Origin of the sequence: Streptomyces flaveolus (assembly GCF_044765825.1) — a bacterium.
In the GTDB taxonomy this organism is placed as follows: Bacteria; Actinomycetota; Actinomycetes; order Streptomycetales; family Streptomycetaceae; genus Streptomyces; species Streptomyces flaveolus.
The window spans coordinates 494,431-511,702 of record NZ_JBIWKU010000003.1; the positions used below are offsets into that span (position 1 = coordinate 494,431).

16 protein-coding genes are annotated in these 17,272 nt (G+C 73.3%); 8 read left to right on the plus strand and 8 right to left on the minus strand.

Annotation, left to right across the window (positions count from 1 at the left end):
- Nucleotides 1-131 precede the first annotated feature (131 nt).
- From hutH to ACIRG6_RS11780, 3 genes are all read right to left on the minus strand, one after another.
- Nucleotides 132-1,670: a histidine ammonia-lyase gene (gene hutH, locus ACIRG6_RS11770; RefSeq protein ID WP_364676206.1), complete on the minus strand. Its 1,539-nt coding sequence runs from the start codon at nt 1,668-1,670 to the stop codon at nt 132-134.
- Nucleotides 1,671-1,954: 284 nt separating this feature from the next.
- Complete coding sequence (locus ACIRG6_RS11775; RefSeq protein WP_364676680.1) at nt 1,955-3,103, minus strand: GGDEF domain-containing protein; 1,149 nt, start codon at nt 3,101-3,103, stop codon at nt 1,955-1,957.
- 77 nt (nt 3,104-3,180) lie between these two features.
- Nucleotides 3,181-3,981 (minus strand): enoyl-CoA hydratase/isomerase family protein, encoded by an 801-nt coding sequence (locus ACIRG6_RS11780; protein WP_350714222.1) that lies wholly within the window; start codon nt 3,979-3,981, stop codon nt 3,181-3,183.
- A 215-nt stretch (nt 3,982-4,196) separates the two neighbouring features.
- On the opposite strand from ACIRG6_RS11780, the gene ACIRG6_RS11785 reads away from it, so the two are divergent.
- Nucleotides 4,197-4,874: a hypothetical protein gene (locus ACIRG6_RS11785; protein ID WP_403322247.1), complete on the plus strand. Its 678-nt coding sequence runs from the start codon at nt 4,197-4,199 to the stop codon at nt 4,872-4,874.
- Between the two features lie 26 nt (nt 4,875-4,900).
- Here the strand turns inward: ACIRG6_RS11785 and ACIRG6_RS11790 are convergent, their stop codons facing one another.
- Complete coding sequence (locus ACIRG6_RS11790; RefSeq protein ID WP_364676676.1) at nt 4,901-6,040, minus strand: adenylate/guanylate cyclase domain-containing protein; 1,140 nt, start codon at nt 6,038-6,040, stop codon at nt 4,901-4,903.
- Between the two features lie 225 nt (nt 6,041-6,265).
- Complete coding sequence (locus ACIRG6_RS11795; protein WP_318214183.1) at nt 6,266-7,129, minus strand: biotin--[acetyl-CoA-carboxylase] ligase; 864 nt, start codon at nt 7,127-7,129, stop codon at nt 6,266-6,268.
- Between the two features lie 110 nt (nt 7,130-7,239).
- Between ACIRG6_RS11795 and ACIRG6_RS11800 the strand changes: the two genes are divergently transcribed.
- The 4 genes from ACIRG6_RS11800 (at nt 7,240) to ACIRG6_RS11815 (ending at nt 9,981) form a co-directional block, all read left to right on the plus strand.
- Nucleotides 7,240-8,841 (plus strand): acyl-CoA carboxylase subunit beta, encoded by a 1,602-nt coding sequence (locus tag ACIRG6_RS11800; protein WP_403322248.1) that lies wholly within the window; start codon nt 7,240-7,242, stop codon nt 8,839-8,841.
- Between the two features lie 9 nt (nt 8,842-8,850).
- Nucleotides 8,851-9,060, plus strand: a complete 210-nt coding sequence (locus ACIRG6_RS11805; RefSeq protein WP_239765615.1) for an acyl-CoA carboxylase subunit epsilon — start codon at nt 8,851-8,853, stop codon at nt 9,058-9,060.
- A 137-nt stretch (nt 9,061-9,197) separates the two neighbouring features.
- Nucleotides 9,198-9,326, plus strand: coding sequence for a morphogenic membrane protein MmpB (gene mmpB, locus ACIRG6_RS11810; protein ID WP_268255154.1), 129 nt, complete (start codon nt 9,198-9,200; stop codon nt 9,324-9,326).
- 31 nt (nt 9,327-9,357) lie between these two features.
- Entirely contained in the window at nt 9,358-9,981 is a 624-nt protein-coding gene (locus ACIRG6_RS11815) for a Maf family protein (protein ID WP_239765614.1), read from the plus strand.
- On the opposite strand, the gene ACIRG6_RS11820 is transcribed toward ACIRG6_RS11815, so the two are convergent.
- Nucleotides 9,950-10,429 (minus strand): hypothetical protein, encoded by a 480-nt coding sequence (locus ACIRG6_RS11820; protein WP_318214181.1) that lies wholly within the window; start codon nt 10,427-10,429, stop codon nt 9,950-9,952. The two genes, ACIRG6_RS11815 and ACIRG6_RS11820, sit on opposite strands and share 32 nt — an antisense overlap.
- 373 nt (nt 10,430-10,802) lie before the next feature.
- Here ACIRG6_RS11820 and ACIRG6_RS11825 point away from each other — a divergent pair, with 373 nt between their 5' ends.
- Nucleotides 10,803-12,575: an acetyl/propionyl/methylcrotonyl-CoA carboxylase subunit alpha gene (locus tag ACIRG6_RS11825; protein ID WP_364676670.1), complete on the plus strand. Its 1,773-nt coding sequence runs from the start codon at nt 10,803-10,805 to the stop codon at nt 12,573-12,575.
- Nucleotides 12,576-12,672: 97 nt separating this feature from the next.
- Here ACIRG6_RS11825 and ACIRG6_RS11830 read toward each other — a convergent pair whose 3' ends face one another.
- Both ACIRG6_RS11830 and ACIRG6_RS11835 read right to left on the minus strand, forming a co-directional pair.
- The gene (locus ACIRG6_RS11830; RefSeq protein ID WP_308299245.1) at nt 12,673-13,656 is read right to left on the minus strand and encodes a DeoR/GlpR family DNA-binding transcription regulator; all 984 of its coding nucleotides are present in this window, start codon (nt 13,654-13,656) and stop codon (nt 12,673-12,675) included.
- A 226-nt stretch (nt 13,657-13,882) separates the two neighbouring features.
- Nucleotides 13,883-15,331, minus strand: coding sequence for an NAD(P)H-quinone dehydrogenase (locus ACIRG6_RS11835; protein ID WP_225631955.1), 1,449 nt, complete (start codon nt 15,329-15,331; stop codon nt 13,883-13,885).
- Nucleotides 15,332-15,416: 85 nt separating this feature from the next.
- Between ACIRG6_RS11835 and ACIRG6_RS11840 the strand changes: the two genes are divergently transcribed.
- The gene (locus tag ACIRG6_RS11840; protein WP_189228975.1) at nt 15,417-15,854 is read left to right on the plus strand and encodes a gamma-glutamylcyclotransferase; all 438 of its coding nucleotides are present in this window, start codon (nt 15,417-15,419) and stop codon (nt 15,852-15,854) included.
- Between the two features lie 94 nt (nt 15,855-15,948).
- Nucleotides 15,949-16,773 carry a purine-nucleoside phosphorylase gene (locus ACIRG6_RS11845; protein ID WP_318214178.1) on the plus strand — a complete coding sequence of 275 codons (825 nt, stop codon included), beginning with the start codon at nt 15,949-15,951 and terminating at the stop codon, nt 16,771-16,773.
- Nucleotides 16,774-17,272: the final 499 nt, after the last annotated feature.

Sequence of the window (17,272 nt, forward strand, 5' to 3'; positions counted from 1 at the left end):
GATGTGGTTTTTTTTTTTTTTTTGCCGGGGGGGGGGGCCGCCGCGGGGGGGGGGGGGGCGCCGCGGGGGGGGGGGGCCCCCGCCGGGGGGGGGGGGCGGGGGGGCGGCCCCCCGCGCCCCCGTGGGCTCGGCTAGCGCAGCGGTCCGGTGACCGTCTCCGCCGCCGCGACCAGGCTCCCCGCGCGCACGAAGGCGTCCGCGGCGGCCAGGTCGGGGGCCAGGAACCGGTCCGGTCCGGGGCCCTCGACACCGGCCGCCCGCGCGGCGTCGATGACCGCCCGCGAGGCCGGGGCCGGGGTGAGGCCCTCGCGGAGCTGGATCGCGCGCGTGGCGGCGTACAGCTCGACGGCGATCACCCGGGTGAGGTTGTCGACGGCCGTGCGCAGCTTGCGCGCCGCCGACCAGCCCATGGACACGTGGTCCTCCTGCATGGCGGAGGACGGGATGGAGTCCGCCGAGGCCGGTACGGCGAGCCGCTTCAGCTCGCTGACCAGGGCGGCCTGCGTGTACTGGGCGATCATCAGGCCGGAGTCCACACCGGCGTCGTCCGCGAGGAACGGCGGCAGGCCGTGGCTGCGGTTCTTGTCGAGCAGCCGGTCGGTGCGCCGCTCGGCGATGGAGCCGAGGTCGGCGACGGCCACGGCGAGGAAGTCCAGGACGTAGGCGACCGGAGCGCCGTGGAAGTTGCCGTTGGACTCCACACGCCCGTCGGGCAGGACGACGGGGTTGTCCACGGCCGCGGCGAGCTCCCGCTCGGCGACGAGGCGGGCGTGGGCGATCGTGTCGCGCCCGGCACCGGCGACCTGCGGGGCGCAGCGCACCGAGTAGGCGTCCTGGACGCGGGGGGCGTCGTCCTGGTGGTGGCCGGTCAGGCCGGAGCCCTGGAGCACGGCGGCCATGTTGGCGGCGCTCGCGGCCTGTCCGGGGTGCGGGCGGATGGCGTGCAGCTCGGGGGCGAGGACCCGGTCCGTGCCGAGCAGGGCCTCCAGGGTCAGCGCGGCGGTGACGTCGGCGGACTTGTAGAGGGTGTCGAGGTCGGCGAGGGCCATGACCAGCATGCCGAGCATGCCGTCGGTGCCGTTGAGGAGGGCGAGGCCCTCCTTCTCGCGCAGTTCGACGGGGGCGATCCCGTGCTCGGCGAGCAGCTCGCCGGCCGGCCGCACGGTGCCGTCGGGGCCCTCGGCGTCCCCCTCGCCCATGAGGGTGAGGGCGCAGTGGGAGAGCGGCGCGAGGTCGCCGGAGCAGCCGAGGGAGCCGTACTCGTGCACGACCGGGGTGATGCCGGCGTTGAGGACGTCGGCCATGGTCTGCGCGACCTCGGGGCGGACGCCGGTGTGCCCGGAGCAGACGGTCTTCAGCCGCAGGAACATCAGGGCGCGCACGACCTCGCGCTCGACGCGCGGCCCCATCCCGGCGGCATGCGAACGGACGATGTTGCGCTGCAGCTGGGCGCGCAGGTCCGGGCTGATGTGCCGGGTCGCCAGGGCGCCGAAGCCGGTGCTCACGCCGTAGACGGGGTCCGGCTTGGCGGCCAGCGCGTCCACGATGCCGCGGGCCGCCGCCAGCGCCGCCACCGCTTCCTCGGAGAGCTCGACCCGGGCGCCGGCCCGCGCCACGGCGAGGACGTCGGACGCGGTGACCCCGGACGTCCCCACCACCACAGTGTGCATATTCATATTCAGGAGCGTACGCAGTGAATTCGATGATGTCACCCCTGGTCGCGGGGGGCACCCCTTACCCGGTCGGTGCGGAGCGGCCGCACGGGCCCTGGGGCGTGTCCGCACCGTCCCTCCGCCGCCCGGAGGGCGGGCCCCGCGGCGTCCGGTGCGTGCTTCGGGGTGCCGGGCGCAGTCCCTCGTACGGGGTCCGGTGCGGCGAGAGCTCGTGCCAGGCGTCGTGGGGCGGGCGTCGTGGAGCGGGCATCGTGAGGCAGGAGGGACTGTGCGGACACGGCCTAGGGCGAATGGCGCCCGCGGAAACGCCGTCGCTCCCCGTTCTCCTCCCGGGGCGGCTCGTCCGCCAGTCGTACGACGGGATCGTCGGGTCCCTCGCGGCCTGCCACGACCGGCCGGTCGGCCCGCTCGGCCTTGGCCCGGTACTGCGCGGCGTCCGCCAGCCGGAACAGCCGGCGGGCGGAGCGAACGGGCCCCACCGGATCCTCGGTGGACGCGACCCCGCAGGCCACGCCGTCGCCCAGCTCCAGCTCGGCCGCCCGGCGGCACAGCTCCTCGGCCGCCTTGACCACCGCGTCGGCGGACGGCCCGACCGCCAGCAGGCAGAACTCGTCACCGCCGAGCCGGGCCGCGAGCGCGCCCGGCAGCATGGCACCGCACAGCGACAGCACCGACCCGAAGCGCTCCAGGAGCCGGTCGCCGACGGCGTGCCCATGGGTGTCGTTCACCCGCTTGAGCCCGTTGAGATCGCACACGACGAGGCTGACGACGACATTCTCCGTGCGGTGCCGCTCCACCGCCTCGTCCAGACGGGCGTCGACCGCCCTGCGGTTGGCGAGCCCGGTGAGCGCGTCGGTGTACGCGAGGCGCCGGACCTCCTCCAGCCGCTCGGTCTGCGCGATCCCGGCGGCCACCACCGAGGCCAGGACGGTGGCGAAGTCCGCGTCGCCCCGCGCGAAGACGGCCTCGCCCACCGGGCGGGCCACGTACAGCTCGCCCCAGGCGCGGCCGTGCAGCACGATCGGCGCGACCACGCAGCAGCCGCGCCCACGGCGGCGCAGGGCCGCGACGCGCTGATGGACGTACCCGGGGCTCCCCGCCGCGGGTCCCGCGGCCGTCTCGACCCAGGCGTCGGGCTCACCGCCGCCGGCCCAGCGCTCGTGCAGGAACTCGGTGATCTCCGCGAACTGGTGCACGGGGTAGGACTCGTCCTCGGGGAACTCCTCCTCGTCCTCGGCCCGCTCGCCCACGTTCACCAGGACCCGGAGCCGGCCGAGCTCGCGTTCCCACACCGACAGGGCCGCGAAGCTGCCGCCCAGCGCCCGGCAGGCGCCGAGGGCCGCCGCCCGCCACGCCTCCCGGGAACTGTGCGCCGCGGCCATGCCCTGCGCCAACGCCACGACGGCCGCGAGCCGTCTGTCCTCACCCATCACTCCAGGCTAGGGACGTTTTACCCAAAAGTGGACATGGGCGACGCGAACGGGGACCGGAGCGGGCCCGTTGCCCGTCACTCCCCGGGCCAGCGGGGCGCCCGCTTCTCGTTGAACGCCGCGACCCCCTCCGCCCGGTCCCCGGAGAAGGCCACCGCCCGCCACGCCGCGTCCTCGACCTCGAGGCCGGCCCGCAGATCCAGCCCGTGCCCGAGCCGCAGCGCCCGCTTGGCCGCCCGCAGTCCCACGGGCGAGTTCGCGGCCATCCGGGACGCCAGGCCGAGCGCCTCCTCGCGGTCCTGCCCCTCACCCACGAGCTGGTCGACGAGGCCCAGCTCGCGTGCCTCCGCGGCCTCCACCCGCCGCGCCGTGAACACCAGCTCGGCGGCGCGCGCCGCCCCCACCCGGCGCGGCAGCAGCTGCGTACCGCCGCCGCCCGGGATCACCCCGACCGACACCTCGGGCAGGCCCACCACCGCCGTGGGGTCGGCCACGATGACGTCGCACGACAGCGCCAGCTCGAAGCCGCCGCCCAGCGCGAACCCGTGCACGGCCGCGACCGTCGGCACCGGCAGCTCCAGCACCGCGGTGTACGCGCCCCGCGTGACCGGCCGCTGGCGCAGCAGGTCGGCGTCGGAGAAGGAATTGCGCTCCTTCAGGTCGGCGCCGACGCAGAACGCCCGCTCGTGCGTCGAGGTCAGCACCACCACCCGTACGCTCCGGTCCTCGCCCAGCGCCGCGCACGCCGAGCCGATGGACCTGGCCATCGCGGTCGAGACGGCGTTCATGGCCTTCGGCCGGTCGAGGGCGAGCTCCGCGACATGCCCGTCCCCGTGCCGCCGCACCAGGACGAACTCTCCGAACCGCTCCTCGCTCATGACACCCTCCGGTTAACGCGGGTTAACAACTGGACGGCCCGATCATCGCAGGCGCGGGGGCGCGGGGAAAGGCCGGGCGCGTGCCGCCGGGGCACCACACCTCCGTCCACCCGTTCGAGTGACATCCGGTCGATGCCGCCGGCCCGGCACCCCGCAGCGCCTATGGTCGCTCGCCAGGCGCAGCGGCGGGGGCACCTGCGCACCGGGGAGGGATCATGACGACGACGGACACGCCGACCGCACCGCGACCGCGGCTTCCCCGGATCCGGGGCCGTCACCGCCGGCCACGCCCGCGCAAGGCCGTCCTCGCGGCCGGCGGGCTGGCCCTGGCGGCCGGCGCCCTGAGCCTCGTACGCCTGGTCCCCGAGCCGGGGGGCGGCGCACTCGACGGCTACCGCGCCGAGGCCGCACCGCGCGTGGAAACGGGCAGGAACGGCACGGGGGACGCCGACAAGCACCGGGGCACCGGCTCCGCCGCGGGCACCGGCGCCACGCCCGGGGTGAGCCCGTCGGCGACGTCCGTCATGGGCGGCCTGAGCGCGTCCCCCCGACCGGGCGACCCGATACCGGGCCCCTCCGCGAGCGGCTCCACGACACCACGCCCGCCGGCGTCGGGTGCTTCCGCCGCGGATCCGTCGGCGGCCGGCTCCACGACCGTCCCGCAGCGCCCGAACGTCCCGGACACCCCGCAGACGCCGGGCACCGGCGCGGGTGATCCGACGCCCGCCGAGCCGCAGCCCCCGCAGCCGCCGGACGCCGGCACTCCCGCGCCGCGCCCCACGCCCACGCCCGCACCGGGCCGCACGACGCCCGCCCCGCGACCGGAGCCTCCGGGCGGACTGTGCGTGCCGCTGCTCGGGCTGTGCGTGGACCTGCTGGACGGCGACGGCTGACACCCGCCGCGTCCGCTCCCGGCCGTCTACTCCCCGCCCTCGCCCCGCCGGGTGAGCAGCCACGGCTCGACGACGCCGAGACCACGCACCGGCCGCTGCCACATCGGCTGGAGCGCGAAGCGGTACGCCGGGGGCTCCTCGCCCTCCTTCTCCGCCGCGGCGGCCTCCTCGGCCGCCTCCGCCTCGGAGGACGGGGCGTCCCCGGTGCGGATCAGCTCCTCGGCGAAGGCGGAATCGATGAGCACGGCGTCCTTGGGGGCTATCGAGGTGAGCCGGGACGCCAGGTTCACGGTCGTACCGAAGACATCGCCCATACGGGTGGTCACCGTGCCGAAGGCGAGGCCGACGCGCAGCTCCGGCATGGTCTCGTCGTTCGCCATCGTCTCGATGAGGCGCAGCGCGATCTCTGCTGCGGTGCCCGCGTCGTCGGCGGCGTACAGCACCTCGTCGCCGAGGGTCTTGATCAGGCGCCCACCGCGGGCGGCCACCAGGTCGGCGGCGGTGGTCTCGAAGGCCTCGACGAGCTCGCCGAGCTCCTCCTCCTCCATCCGTCGGGTCAGCCGCGTGAAGCCGACCAGATCGGCGAAGCCGACCGCGAGGCGCCGGTCCACCATCTCCTCGTCGTCACCGGCCTGCACGACCCGGCCGGTCGCGGCGGCGAGCTGACGGCGCCAGACGTAGACGAGGAACTCCTCCAGCTCCGGCAGCAGCAGCTCGATCAGCGGATACGTCACCTCGGTGCGGGTCATCCCCGGCTCCGGCGGCTCGGTCAGGCCCTCCAGGAAGGAATCGATCTGCCACTCGGCCAACCGGGCGGTGGTCTGCCCGGTGGACCGGGCCACCTGCACGGCCATGGCCTCGCTGAGCAGCCCCGCCTCCACCAGACCGGCCAGGCGGCGCAGGGCCAGGACGTCGGCCTCGGTGAGCGCCTTGGCCTGGCCTATGTCGGCGAAGCCCATGGCCCGCCAGAAACGGGAGGCCAGTTCCATGGAGACGCCCGCGCTGCGGGCGGCCTGGAAGGGGGTGTAGCGACGCTCGGCGCCCAGGATGAGTCCCTCGAGGCGCAGCGCGAGCGGGTCCTCGCCGGAATCGACGGAATCCGGGTCGGGCTCGGGGTCCACCCGGCCGTCCCCGTCCGCGCCGGAGCCCGTGTCGTCGACGGTCACGCCTGCTGCCCTTCCGATCTGCCGCGGTCAGGTTCGACCGGCCCCAACTTTACGTCAGGTGTGCCCCAGCTCACTCCCGAGCAGCCCGGGCGCGAAGGCGCACCCTGCGGGCAGTCGTACCTCCCCCGTGCCTGTGGGCGCCGGGGGTGGCGCCCGGCGACGCCGGGCAGCGCATCCGCCCCGAGTCCCGGCCCGGTCCACCTCAGGCCCACGGCGAGCGCACCCTCACGCCAACCGCAAGTGCACGATGTCCCCCGCCCCCACCGGCTCCTGCACCCCCGCCTCCGTGGCCAGCACCAACCGCCCGTCCCCGTCCACGGCCACCGCCTCCCCCACCAGCGACCGATCCCCCGGCAGCTCCGCCCGCACCACCCGCCCGAGCGTCGCGCACCCCGCCGCGTACGCCTCCTGGAGTCCGCTCACCGCCGGGTCGCCCCCGGCCGACCGCCACCGCCCGTACCAGTCCTCCAGCGCCCGCAGCACCCCCCGCAGCAGCGGATCACGGTCCGTGCTCACCGCCCCGGCCAGCGCCAGCGACCCCGCGCGCGGGACGGGAAGCTCCTGAGCCCGCAGCGTGACGTTGATGCCGACACCGATGACCACACCGTCACCGGCCCGCTCCGCCAGGATCCCCCCGGCCTTGCGCTCCTCGCCGCCCACCGTGACGAGCAGGTCGTTGGGCCACTTCAGGGCCGTGTCCACCCCCGCCGCCCGGGCCAGCCCGGTCGCCACCGCGACGCCGGTGAGCAGCGGCAGCCAGCCCCAGCGGGCCACCGGCACCTCCGTGGGCCGCAGCAGCACGGAGAAGAAGAGACCGGAACGGGCCGGTGCCGTCCACTGCCGGTCGAGACGCCCCCGCGCGGCCGTCTGCTCCTCGGCGACGAGTACGGCGCCCTCGTCCGCCTTCCCCTCGGCGGCGAGCGCCACCAGATCGGAGTTGGTGGACCCGGTGCGCTGCACCACGTCCACCTGCCGCCACAGCCCTCCCTCCCGCACCAGCCCCCGGCGCAGTGCCGTGATGTTGAGGGGCGGCCGCTCCAGGTCGGACCAGCGGCTGTGGGAGGGGTCGGAGGCATCTCGGGGTGTCATGCAACCCACACTAGGTGTGGGAAACACCGCACTGCCGATCGGAGGACCCCCTACTACTCTACGGATGAGTAACCGTCCCCCCTTTTGAGCAGGCAGGGAGCCGCATCCCGATGTCCGAGCCGGAAGAGCAGCAGCCTGACATCCACACGACCGCGGGCAAGCTCGCGGATCTCCAGCGCCGTATCCAGGAGGCTACGCACGCCGGTTCGGAACGCGCCGTCGAGAAGCAGCACGCCAAGGGCAAACTGACGGCGCGTGAACGCATCGACCTCCTCCTCGACGAGGGTTCCTTCGTCGAGCTGGACGAGTTCGCCCAGCACCGGTCCACCAACTTCAGCCTGGACAAGAACCGCCCCTACGGTGACGGCGTCGTCACCGGCTACGGCACCGTCGACGGCCGCCCGGTCGCGGTGTTCTCCCAGGACTTCACCGTCTTCGGCGGAGCCCTCGGCGAGGTCTACGGCCAGAAGATCGTCAAGGTCATGGACTTCGCGCTGAAGACCGGCTGCCCGGTCATCGGCATCAACGACTCCGGCGGCGCCCGCATCCAGGAAGGCGTGGCCTCCCTCGGTGCCTACGGCGAGATCTTCCGCCGCAACACCCACGCCTCCGGAGTGATCCCGCAGATCAGCCTGGTCGTCGGCCCCTGCGCGGGCGGCGCGGTCTACTCCCCCGCCATCACCGACTTCACGGTCATGGTCGACCAGACCTCGCACATGTTCATCACCGGCCCCGACGTCATCAAGACCGTCACCGGCGAGGACGTCGGCTTCGAGGAGCTGGGCGGCGCCCGCACCCACAACTCCACCTCCGGCGTCGCGCACCACATGGCCGGCGACGAGAAGGACGCCTTCGAGTACGTCAAGCAGCTGCTGTCGTACCTGCCGTCCAACAACCTCTCCGAGCCCCCCGCCTTCCCCGAGGAGGCGGACCTCACCGCCACCGACGAGGACCGCGAGCTGGACGTGATCGTCCCGGACTCGGCGAACCAGCCCTACGACATGCACACGGTCATCGAGCACGTCCTCGACGACGCCGAGTTCTTCGAGACCCAGCCGCTGTTCGCGCCGAACATCCTCACCGGCTTCGGCCGCGTGGAGGGCCGCCCCGTCGGCGTCGTCGCCAACCAGCCGATGCAGTTCGCCGGCTGCCTGGACATCACCGCGTCCGAGAAGGCCGCCCGCTTCGTGCGCACCTGCGACGCCTTCAACGTGCCCGTCATCACCTTCGTGGACGTCCCCGGCTTCCTGCCCGGCGTGGACCAGGAGCACGACGGCATCATCCGCCGCGGCGCCAAACTGATCTTCGCCTACGCCGAGGCCACCGTCCCGCTGATCACGGTCATCACCCGCAAGGCCTTCGGCGGCGCCTACGACGTCATGGGCTCCAAGCACCTGGGCGCCGACCTCAACCTGGCCTGGCCCACCGCCCAGATCGCCGTCATGGGCGCCCAGGGCGCCGTCAACATCCTGCACCGCCGCACCCTCGCCGAGGCGGAGGCGGGCGGCGAGGACGTCGAGGCGGTGCGGGCCCGGCTGATCCAGGAGTACGAGGACACCCTCCTCAACCCCTACACAGCGGCCGAGCGCGGCTACGTCGACGCGGTGATCATGCCGTCCGACACCCGCCGCCACATCGTCCGCGGCCTGCGTCAGCTGCGTACGAAGCGGGAATCCCTGCCCCCGAAGAAGCACGGCAACATCCCCCTCTAAGGAGCCGCTGTGACGATCAAGGTCGTACGGGGCAACCCGACCCCCGAGGAGCTCGCCGCCGCCCTGGCGGTGGTCCGAGCCCGCGCCGCGACGGCCCAGCCCGAGCCGTCCGGCGCACCGGGCCCGCGGGACTCATGGTCCGACCCGTCCCGGATCGCGGCACACCGGCTGCCCCAGCCGGGTCCGGCGTCCTGGGGCCGGACGTACTGGCCCGGCTGAGGAAAACGCCCCCAGGGGCGCGGGGCTGTGCCCGTCCGCGGCTGCGCCGCGTGGGCACACCGGAAGTGGAACCCCGCGCCCCTTCTTGAGTACGCGTACTCAGGCGCCCCTCCGCCGCTCAGCCGCACGCTGGTGGAATGCTGTGGTCCGATCCTGAGAACGAGCCGCCCGAGGAACTGCGCGACATGCAGGTCATGCTGCGGCGGCTGGGCGTGTTCCTGGCGCTGGCCATGGTGCTCGCGATGATCGTGACCGGTCTCAAGTAGCCCGCCCGGGCTCCGCCGCTACGCTGGCCGCATGACAGACCAGCAGCCGCGCCGCCGACTCGTCCTCGCCTCCCAGTCCCCCGCCCGGCTCGGGCTGCTGCGTCAGGCCGGGCTCGATCCGGAGGTGCTCGTGAGCGGCGTCGACGAGGACGCCGTGACCGCCCCCACCCCCGCCGAGCTGGCCCTCGCCCTCGCCGAGGCCAAGGCCTCCGTGGTGGCCGCGAAGCCCGAGGTGCACGGCGCCCTGGTGATCGGCTGCGACTCGGTGCTCGACCTGGACGGGCAGGCCCTCGGCAAGCCCGCCGACGCAGAGGAGGCCACCGCCCGCTGGAAGGCGATGCGCGGGCGGGCCGGCACGCTGCAGACCGGCCACTGCGTCTGGGACACCGCTGCCAACCGCCACGTCTCGGCCACCGCCTCCACCGTCGTCCGCTTCGGCGAGCCGACCGACGAGGAGATCGCCGCCTACGTCGCCTCGGGCGAGCCGCTGTACGTCGCCGGGGCCTTCACCCTGGACGGCCGCTCGGCGCCGTTCATCGACGGCATCGAGGGCGACCACGGCAACGTGATCGGCATCAGCCTGCCCCTCGTCCGGCGCCTGCTGGCCCAGCTCGGGGTCGGCATCACGGAGCTGTGGGCGCCGGCGGAGGGCTGACCGGGGAGCCGCCGTCGCCCTTGCCGTCCTCGGCCGGCCCGGCGGCCGGTTCCTCCCGGCCGTCGTAGGTCATCAGCAGCAGCACGATGAGGCCGAGCACCAGGAGCATGAACAGGAAGGCGCTCCAGCCCACCAGGCCCCAGGTGAAGGCGCCGAGCAGCCCGTGCACCACGGCCGCGCTGATCAGCAGGACGCGGCCCACACCGGCGGGAGGACGGTCGCGCAGCGCCACGAGCAGGGCGACCAGCCCGCAGAGCGCGAAGTAGAGACCGAAGACAACGCCGCCGATCTTCGAGGACACGGACATGGTGTCCGGGTCGAGGCCGGCCAGGGACATGTCCTGCCGGTCGACGACGATCCCCAGGAACCAGTTCAGCGCGGCGACGCCGAGCGCCTCCGCGAAGAGGACGACCGCCACGATCCACGCCACCGGCCTGCGCACCGTCACCGGTCCCCACCCACTTTCGACCGCTGCCGCACAGGACAGCTGTTACCCCAAGTACGTTCGAGACGACCTGAACGCTACTAACGGGTAAACCTCGGGACAAGGGGTCTGCCGCGAGCAAAGAATCATTGGGCCATTCGTAGGGACTCCACAAAGAAACGGAGTGGCCCGCAGCACGCTCTTACAGAGACCTTGGCCACATGAGAGGGCTAGGGTTTGCCCGAGGAGTCCTGCGTATCGCGGTACTGCAAGGGATTTCGCGGTCGAGCGAGCCTCGAATCACGCTCCGTGTGGGCAAGCTCACCATTGGGGACGGGTCGAAGTGCCGTGTCGGCAGTCCCTAAACTCGGCTTGTTTCAAGGAGGGAGCCTCAATCGTGCGCAAGGTGCTCATCGCCAACCGTGGCGAAATCGCTGTCCGCGTGGCCCGGGCCTGCCGGGACGCCGGGATCGCGAGCGTGGCCGTCTACGCGGACCCGGACCGGGACGCTCTGCATGTCCGCGCCGCTGATGAGGCGTTCGCCCTGGGTGGTGACACCCCCGCCACCAGCTACCTGGACATCGCCAAGGTACTGAAGGCCGCGAGCGAGTCGGGCGCGGACGCCATCCATCCCGGCTACGGCTTCCTCTCGGAGAACGCCGAGTTCGCGCAGGCCGTCCTGGACGCCGGTCTGATCTGGATCGGCCCGCCCCCGCAGGCCATCCGCGACCTGGGTGACAAGGTCGCCGCCCGGCACATCGCCCAGCGCGCCGGCGCCCCGCTGGTCGCCGGCACCCCGGACCCCGTCTCGGGTGCGGAGGAGGTCGTGGCCTTCGCGAAGGAACACGGCCTGCCCATCGCCATCAAGGCGGCCTTCGGCGGCGGCGGACGCGGCCTGAAGGTCGCCCGCACCCTCGAAGAGGTGCCCGAGCTGTACGACTCGGCCGTGCGGGAGGCGGTGGCCGCGTTCGGCCGCGGCGAGTGCTTCGTCGAGCGCTACCTCGACAAGCCCCGCCACGTGGAGACCCAGTGCCTGGCCGACCAGCACGGCAACGTGGTCGTCGTCTCCACCCGTGACTGCTCCCTGCAGCGCCGGCACCAGAAACTGGTGGAGGAGGCCCCCGCCCCCTTCCTGTCCGACGCCCAGATGGAGGAGCTGTATTCGTCCTCCAAGGCGATCCTGAAGGAGGCCGGCTACGTCGGCGCCGGCACCGTCGAGTTCCTCGTCGGCATGGACGGCACGATCTCCTTCCTGGAGGTCAACACCCGCCTGCAGGTGGAGCACCCGGTCACCGAGGAGGTCGCCGGCATCGACCTGGTCCGCGAGATGTTCCGCATCGCCGACGGCGAGGAACTCGGCTACGGCGACCCCGTGCTGCGCGGCCACTCCTTCGAGTTCCGCATCAACGGCGAGGACCCGGGCCGGGGCTTCCTGCCCGCCCCCGGCACCGTCACCACCTTCGCCCCGCCCACCGGCCCCGGCGTCCGCCTCGACGCCGGCGTCGAGTCCGGCAGCGTCATCGGCCCGGCCTGGGACTCCCTGCTGGCCAAGCTGATCGTCACCGGCCGCACCCGCAAGGAAGCCCTGCAGCGCGCCGCCCGCGCGCTGGAGGAGTTCCAGGTCGAAGGCATGGCCACCGCCATCCCCTTCCACCGCGCGGTCGTGCGTGACCCCGCCTTCGCCCCCGAGCTGACCGGCTCCGGCGACCCGTTCACGGTCCACACCCGCTGGATCGAGACCGAGTTCGTCAACGAGATCAAGCCGTTCGCCTCGCCCGCCGACACCGAGGCCGACGAGGACGCGGGCCGCGAGACGGTCGTCGTCGAGGTCGGCGGCAAGCGCCTGGAGGTCTCCCTCCCCTCGTCGCTGGGCATGTCCCTGGCCCGCACCGGCCTGGCGGCCGGCGCCAAGCCCAAGCGCCGCGCGGCCAAGAAGTCCGGCCCCGCGGCCTCCGGCGACACCCTCGCCTCCCCCATGCAGGGGACCATCGTGAAGATCGCGGTGGAGGAGGGCCAGGAAGTCCAGGAAGGCGACCTGATCGTCGTCCTGGAGGCCATGAAGATGGAACAGCCCCTCAACGCCCACAAGTCCGGCACCATCAAGGGCCTGGGCGCCGAAGTCGGCGCATCCATCACCTCCGGCGCCGCGATCTGCGAGATCAAGGACTGACACCCGCACGACAGCGGCACGACCGGGGCGCCCGGCGGACCACCTCACACGGTCCGCCGGGCGCCCCGCCGTTCACGGGGACGCGACGGACCGTGCCTCAGCGCCGGCGCAGATCCGCGACCCGGGCCCGTTCGGTCCCGGCGCCCGGCTCACCGAGTGCCGTGGCCGTCCGCAGCGCCGCCCCCGCGCCGGGGACCTGACGGCGCGGCCCGGGCAGCGGCACGTCCCGGCGCTGCTGACGTGCCGGGACGGTGTCAGCCCCGGCGGCCTGGGGGTTTCCCGCGCCGCTCGCACCCCCCGACGCCCCGGCCACGGCGATGTGCACGCCCTGGTCGGCCAGGGCCTGGAGCTCGGTGGCCGCACGGTCGTCGTGACCGGGCGGCTCGTCGGTCACCAGGCGGGTGATGAGGTCCGTCGGCACGGTCTGGAACATGGTGTCCGTGCCCAGCTTGGAGTGGTCCGCGAGGACGACGACCTCGGCGGCGGCCTGCACCAGCGCGCGGTCGACGGACGCCGACAGCATGTTGGACGTGGACAGGCCCCGCTCCGCCGTCAGACCGCTCCCGGACAGGAAGGCCTTGGACACCCGCAGCCCCTGGAGGGACTGCTCGGCACCGCTGCCGACCAGGGCATAGTTGGACCCCCGCAGGGTGCCGCCGGTCATCACGACCTCGACGCGGTTGGCGTGGGCGAGGGCCTGGGCCACCAGCAGCGAGTTGGTGACGACGGTCAGCCCGGGCACCCGCGCGAGCCGGCGCGCCAGCTCCTGGGTGGTGGTCCCCGCCCCCACCACGATGGCCTCGCCCTCTTCGACGAAACCCGCGGCGAGGTCGGCGATGGCCGTTTTCTCGGCGGTCGCGAGATGGGACTTCTGCGGAAAGCCGGATTCTCGCGTGAACCCGCCCGGCAGTACCGCACCGCCGTGCCGGCGGTCGAGGAGTCCTTCTGCCTCCAGTGCGCGCACGTCCCGCCGTACGGTCACTTCGGAGGTCTGGACGACGCGGGCGAGCTCACGGAGCGACACGGCCCCGTTCGCTCGCACCATTTCGAGGATCAATTGGCGACGTTCTGCAGCGAACACGAAACTGACAGTAACCCCAACGACCGTCTGCTTTCAGCAGTATGCGCCGAATAACAGAAGTTGTTCGCACGGCAGGGACGGGAGTGGTATACGCGCGACTATGCCGCCCGCAAGCCCCACAACTCCCCGTGACCGAGGGGGAGTCGGATCCGGCCGCCGTTGGCTGAGGGGCGCAGTCCCTCTCGGCCGGCCTGATCCGAACGACAGGCCCTAGGGCCTGTCTGCCCTAGCCCTCCCCGTTGGCCTTCCGGGTGTGGAGCTGTCGCGCCACCTCGGCGATCGACCCCGACAGGGAGGGGTACACGGTGAAGGCGTTCGCGATCTGTTCGACGGTCAGGTTGTTGTCGACCGCGATCGAGATGGGATGGATGAGTTCGGAGGCACGCGGCGCCACGACCACGCCGCCTACGACGATCTCGGTGCCGGGCCGGCAGAAGATCTTGACGAAGCCGTCCCGGATGCCCTGCATCTTGGCGCGCGGGTTGCGCAGCAGCGGCAGCTTCACCACACGGGCGTCGATCTTGCCGGAGTCGACGTCGGACTGCGAGTACCCGACCGTGGCGATCTCGGGGTCGGTGAAGACGTTGGCGGAGACGGTCTTGAGGTTCAGCGGGGTGACCGCGTCGCCGAGGAAGTGGTACATGGCGATGCGTCCCTGCATCGCCGCCACCGAGGCGAGGGCGAACACGCCGGTGACGTCACCGGCGGCGTACACGCCCGGAGCCGAGGTCCGCGAGACCCGGTCGGTGCGGATGTGCCCGGAGTCCTTGAGCTTGACCCCGGCCTCCTCCAGGCCCATGCCCTCGGTGTTGGGGATGGCGCCGACGGCCATCAGGCAGTGCGACCCGGTGATGACACGCCCGTCGGCCAGCGTCACCTCGACCCGGTCGCCCACCCGCTTGGCGGACTGGGCCCGCGACCGCGCCATGACGTTCATGCCGCGCCGCCGGAACACGTCCTCCAGGACGGCGGCGGCGTCCGGGTCCTCGCCGGGCAGCACCCGGTCCCGCGAGGACACGAGCGTCACCTTGGACCCCAGCGCCTGGTAGGCACCGGCGAACTCGGCACCGGTCACACCGGAGCCGACGACGATGAGCTCTTCCGGCAGTTCCTCCAGGTCGTAGACCTGGGTCCAGTTCAGGATGCGCTCACCGTCGGGCCGCGCGTCGGGCAGCTCACGCGGGTGCCCGCCGGTCGCGATCAGCACCGCGTCCGCGGTCAGCGTCTCCTCGGTCCCGTCGGCGGCACGGACCACGACCTTGCGCGACCCGTCGAGGGCCTGCATGCCCTCCAGCCGCCCGCGCCCGCGCATCACCCGCGCACCGGCGCGGGTCACGGAGGCGGTGATGTCGTGGGACTGCGCCAGCGCGAGCCGCTTCACGCGCCGGTTGACCTTGCCCAGATCGACCCCCACCACCCGGGCGGCCTGCTCCATCGGCGGGGTGTCGTCGGCGACGATGATCCCCAGCTCCTCGTACGACGAGTCGAAGGTGGTCATCACCTCGGCCGTGGCGATCAGAGTCTTGGACGGCACGCAGTCGGTCAGCACCGACGCCCCGCCCAGGCCGTCGCAGTCGACGACGGTCACCTCCGCGCCGAGCTGCGCGGCCACCAGGGCCGCTTCGTATCCGCCGGGTCCGCCACCGATGATCACGATCCGAGTCACGTACTCCATTGTCCCGCACCGCTCGAAGTGGGACCGCCCGGGGGCACGTCTGTTGCAAGAGCGACGCCCGGGACGCCTGCCGTACGCTCTCCCCATGTCGCTCTACGCCGCATACGCCGGCAACCTCGACGCGCGGTTGATGACCCGCCGCGCCCCGCACTCGCCGCTGCGCGCCACCGGCTGGCTGAACGGGTGGCGGCTGACGTTCGGGGGCGAGCACATGGGCTGGGAGGGCGCGCTCGCGACCCTGGTGGAGGACCCGGTCTCCCAGGTCTTCGTGGCCCTCTACGACGTCGCCCCGATGGACGAGGACTCGCTCGACCGCTGGGAGGGCGTGGGCATGGACATATACCGCCGGATGCGCGTCCGCGTCCACACCCTGGACGGCGAGGAGGGCGCCTGGACATACGTCCTGAACGCCTACGAGGGCGGCCTGCCCTCGGCCCGCTACCTGGGCGAGGTGGCCGACGCGGCGGAATCGGCGGGCGCGCCCCACGACTACGTCATGGAACTCCGCAAGCGCCCCTGCTGAGCGGCGCCCTCGTCAGAAACAACAAAACAACAATCGCAATCCCGTGAGCTCCGTCATCTACGCGCGTAGGCGTAAACCGGCTACCCTCATCGGCGTGAACGCATCTCTTCTTCCGGACGACATCCAGGGCGACCCCTACGCCGCCGCCGACGCCGCCGCGGCCCGCCTGCGCGAACTCACCGGCGCCGAGACCCACGACGTAGCCCTCGTGATGGGCTCCGGCTGGGCACCGGCCGTGGACGCCCTGGGCGACCCCGAGGCCGATCTCCAGGTCACCGACCTGCCGGGCTTCCCCAAGCCCGCAGTGGAGGGTCACGGCGGCAAGGTCCGCTCGTACTCCATCGGCGACAAGCGCGCGCTGGTCTTCCTGGGCCGCACCCACTACTACGAGGGTCACGGCGTCGCCGCCGTCTCCCACGGCGTCCGCACGGCCGTCGCCGCCGGCGCCAAGACGATCATCCTGACCAACGGCTGCGGCGGCCTGCGCGAGGGCATGCGCCCGGGCCAGCCGGTCCTGATCAGCGACCACATCAACCTCACCGCCACCTCCCCCATCGTCGGCGCGAACTTCGTCGACCTCACCGACCTGTACTCCCCGCGCCTGCGCGCGCTGTGCAAGGAGGTCGACCCCACGCTGGAGGAGGGCGTCTACGCCCAGTTCCCCGGCCCGCACTACGAGACGCCGGCGGAGATCCGCATGGCGCGCGTCATCGGGGCCGACCTGGTGGGCATGTCGACGGTCCTCGAGGCGATCGCCGCCCGCGAGGCCGGCGCGGAGGTGCTGGGCATCTCGCTGGTGACCAACCTGGCGGCGGGCATGACGGGCGAGCCCCTCAACCACGAGGAGGTCCTCCAGGCGGGCCGCGACTCCGCGACGCGGATGGGTGCGCTGCTGACGCAGGTGCTGGGCCGGCTGTAGCCGGACGCGCGGGTGGGTCAGGTGACCCGGAGTTCCCGCGCACCCGGCGCGGCTGCGGGCCGGGGTGGGTCGCGCAGCCCGGCGCTGCCGGGGTGCCTCTCCCACTCGGCTTCTCCCCCACGCTCGGCTCCGCTCGCGGGGTGGGGGGGACCCCATGAGCGGGGGGAACCCCACCGCCCACCCGTGCCGCCCCCGGGGGTACCTCCCAGGCCGTTCAGGCACTGGGGAGGCACGACTGCCCGCAGCGGAGCGGAGGGCGACGTGGCGACGGCCGGCAGACGCGTACGGCGGGAAGGGGACGTGCCGGGGGGTGTCCGCCCGCAGCGGTTGGCGCGTCGACGCCCCGCCTGCTGGGAAGGGACCGATTCCGCGCCGTTCCGAGGACGGACACCCCCCGGCACGGCCCCCCCCCCCCCCCCCCCCCAAGCGCGGCCCCCCCCCCCCCCCCACCCCCCCCCGCCCCCCCCCGCCCCCCCGACGCCCCCCCCCGACCCCCCCC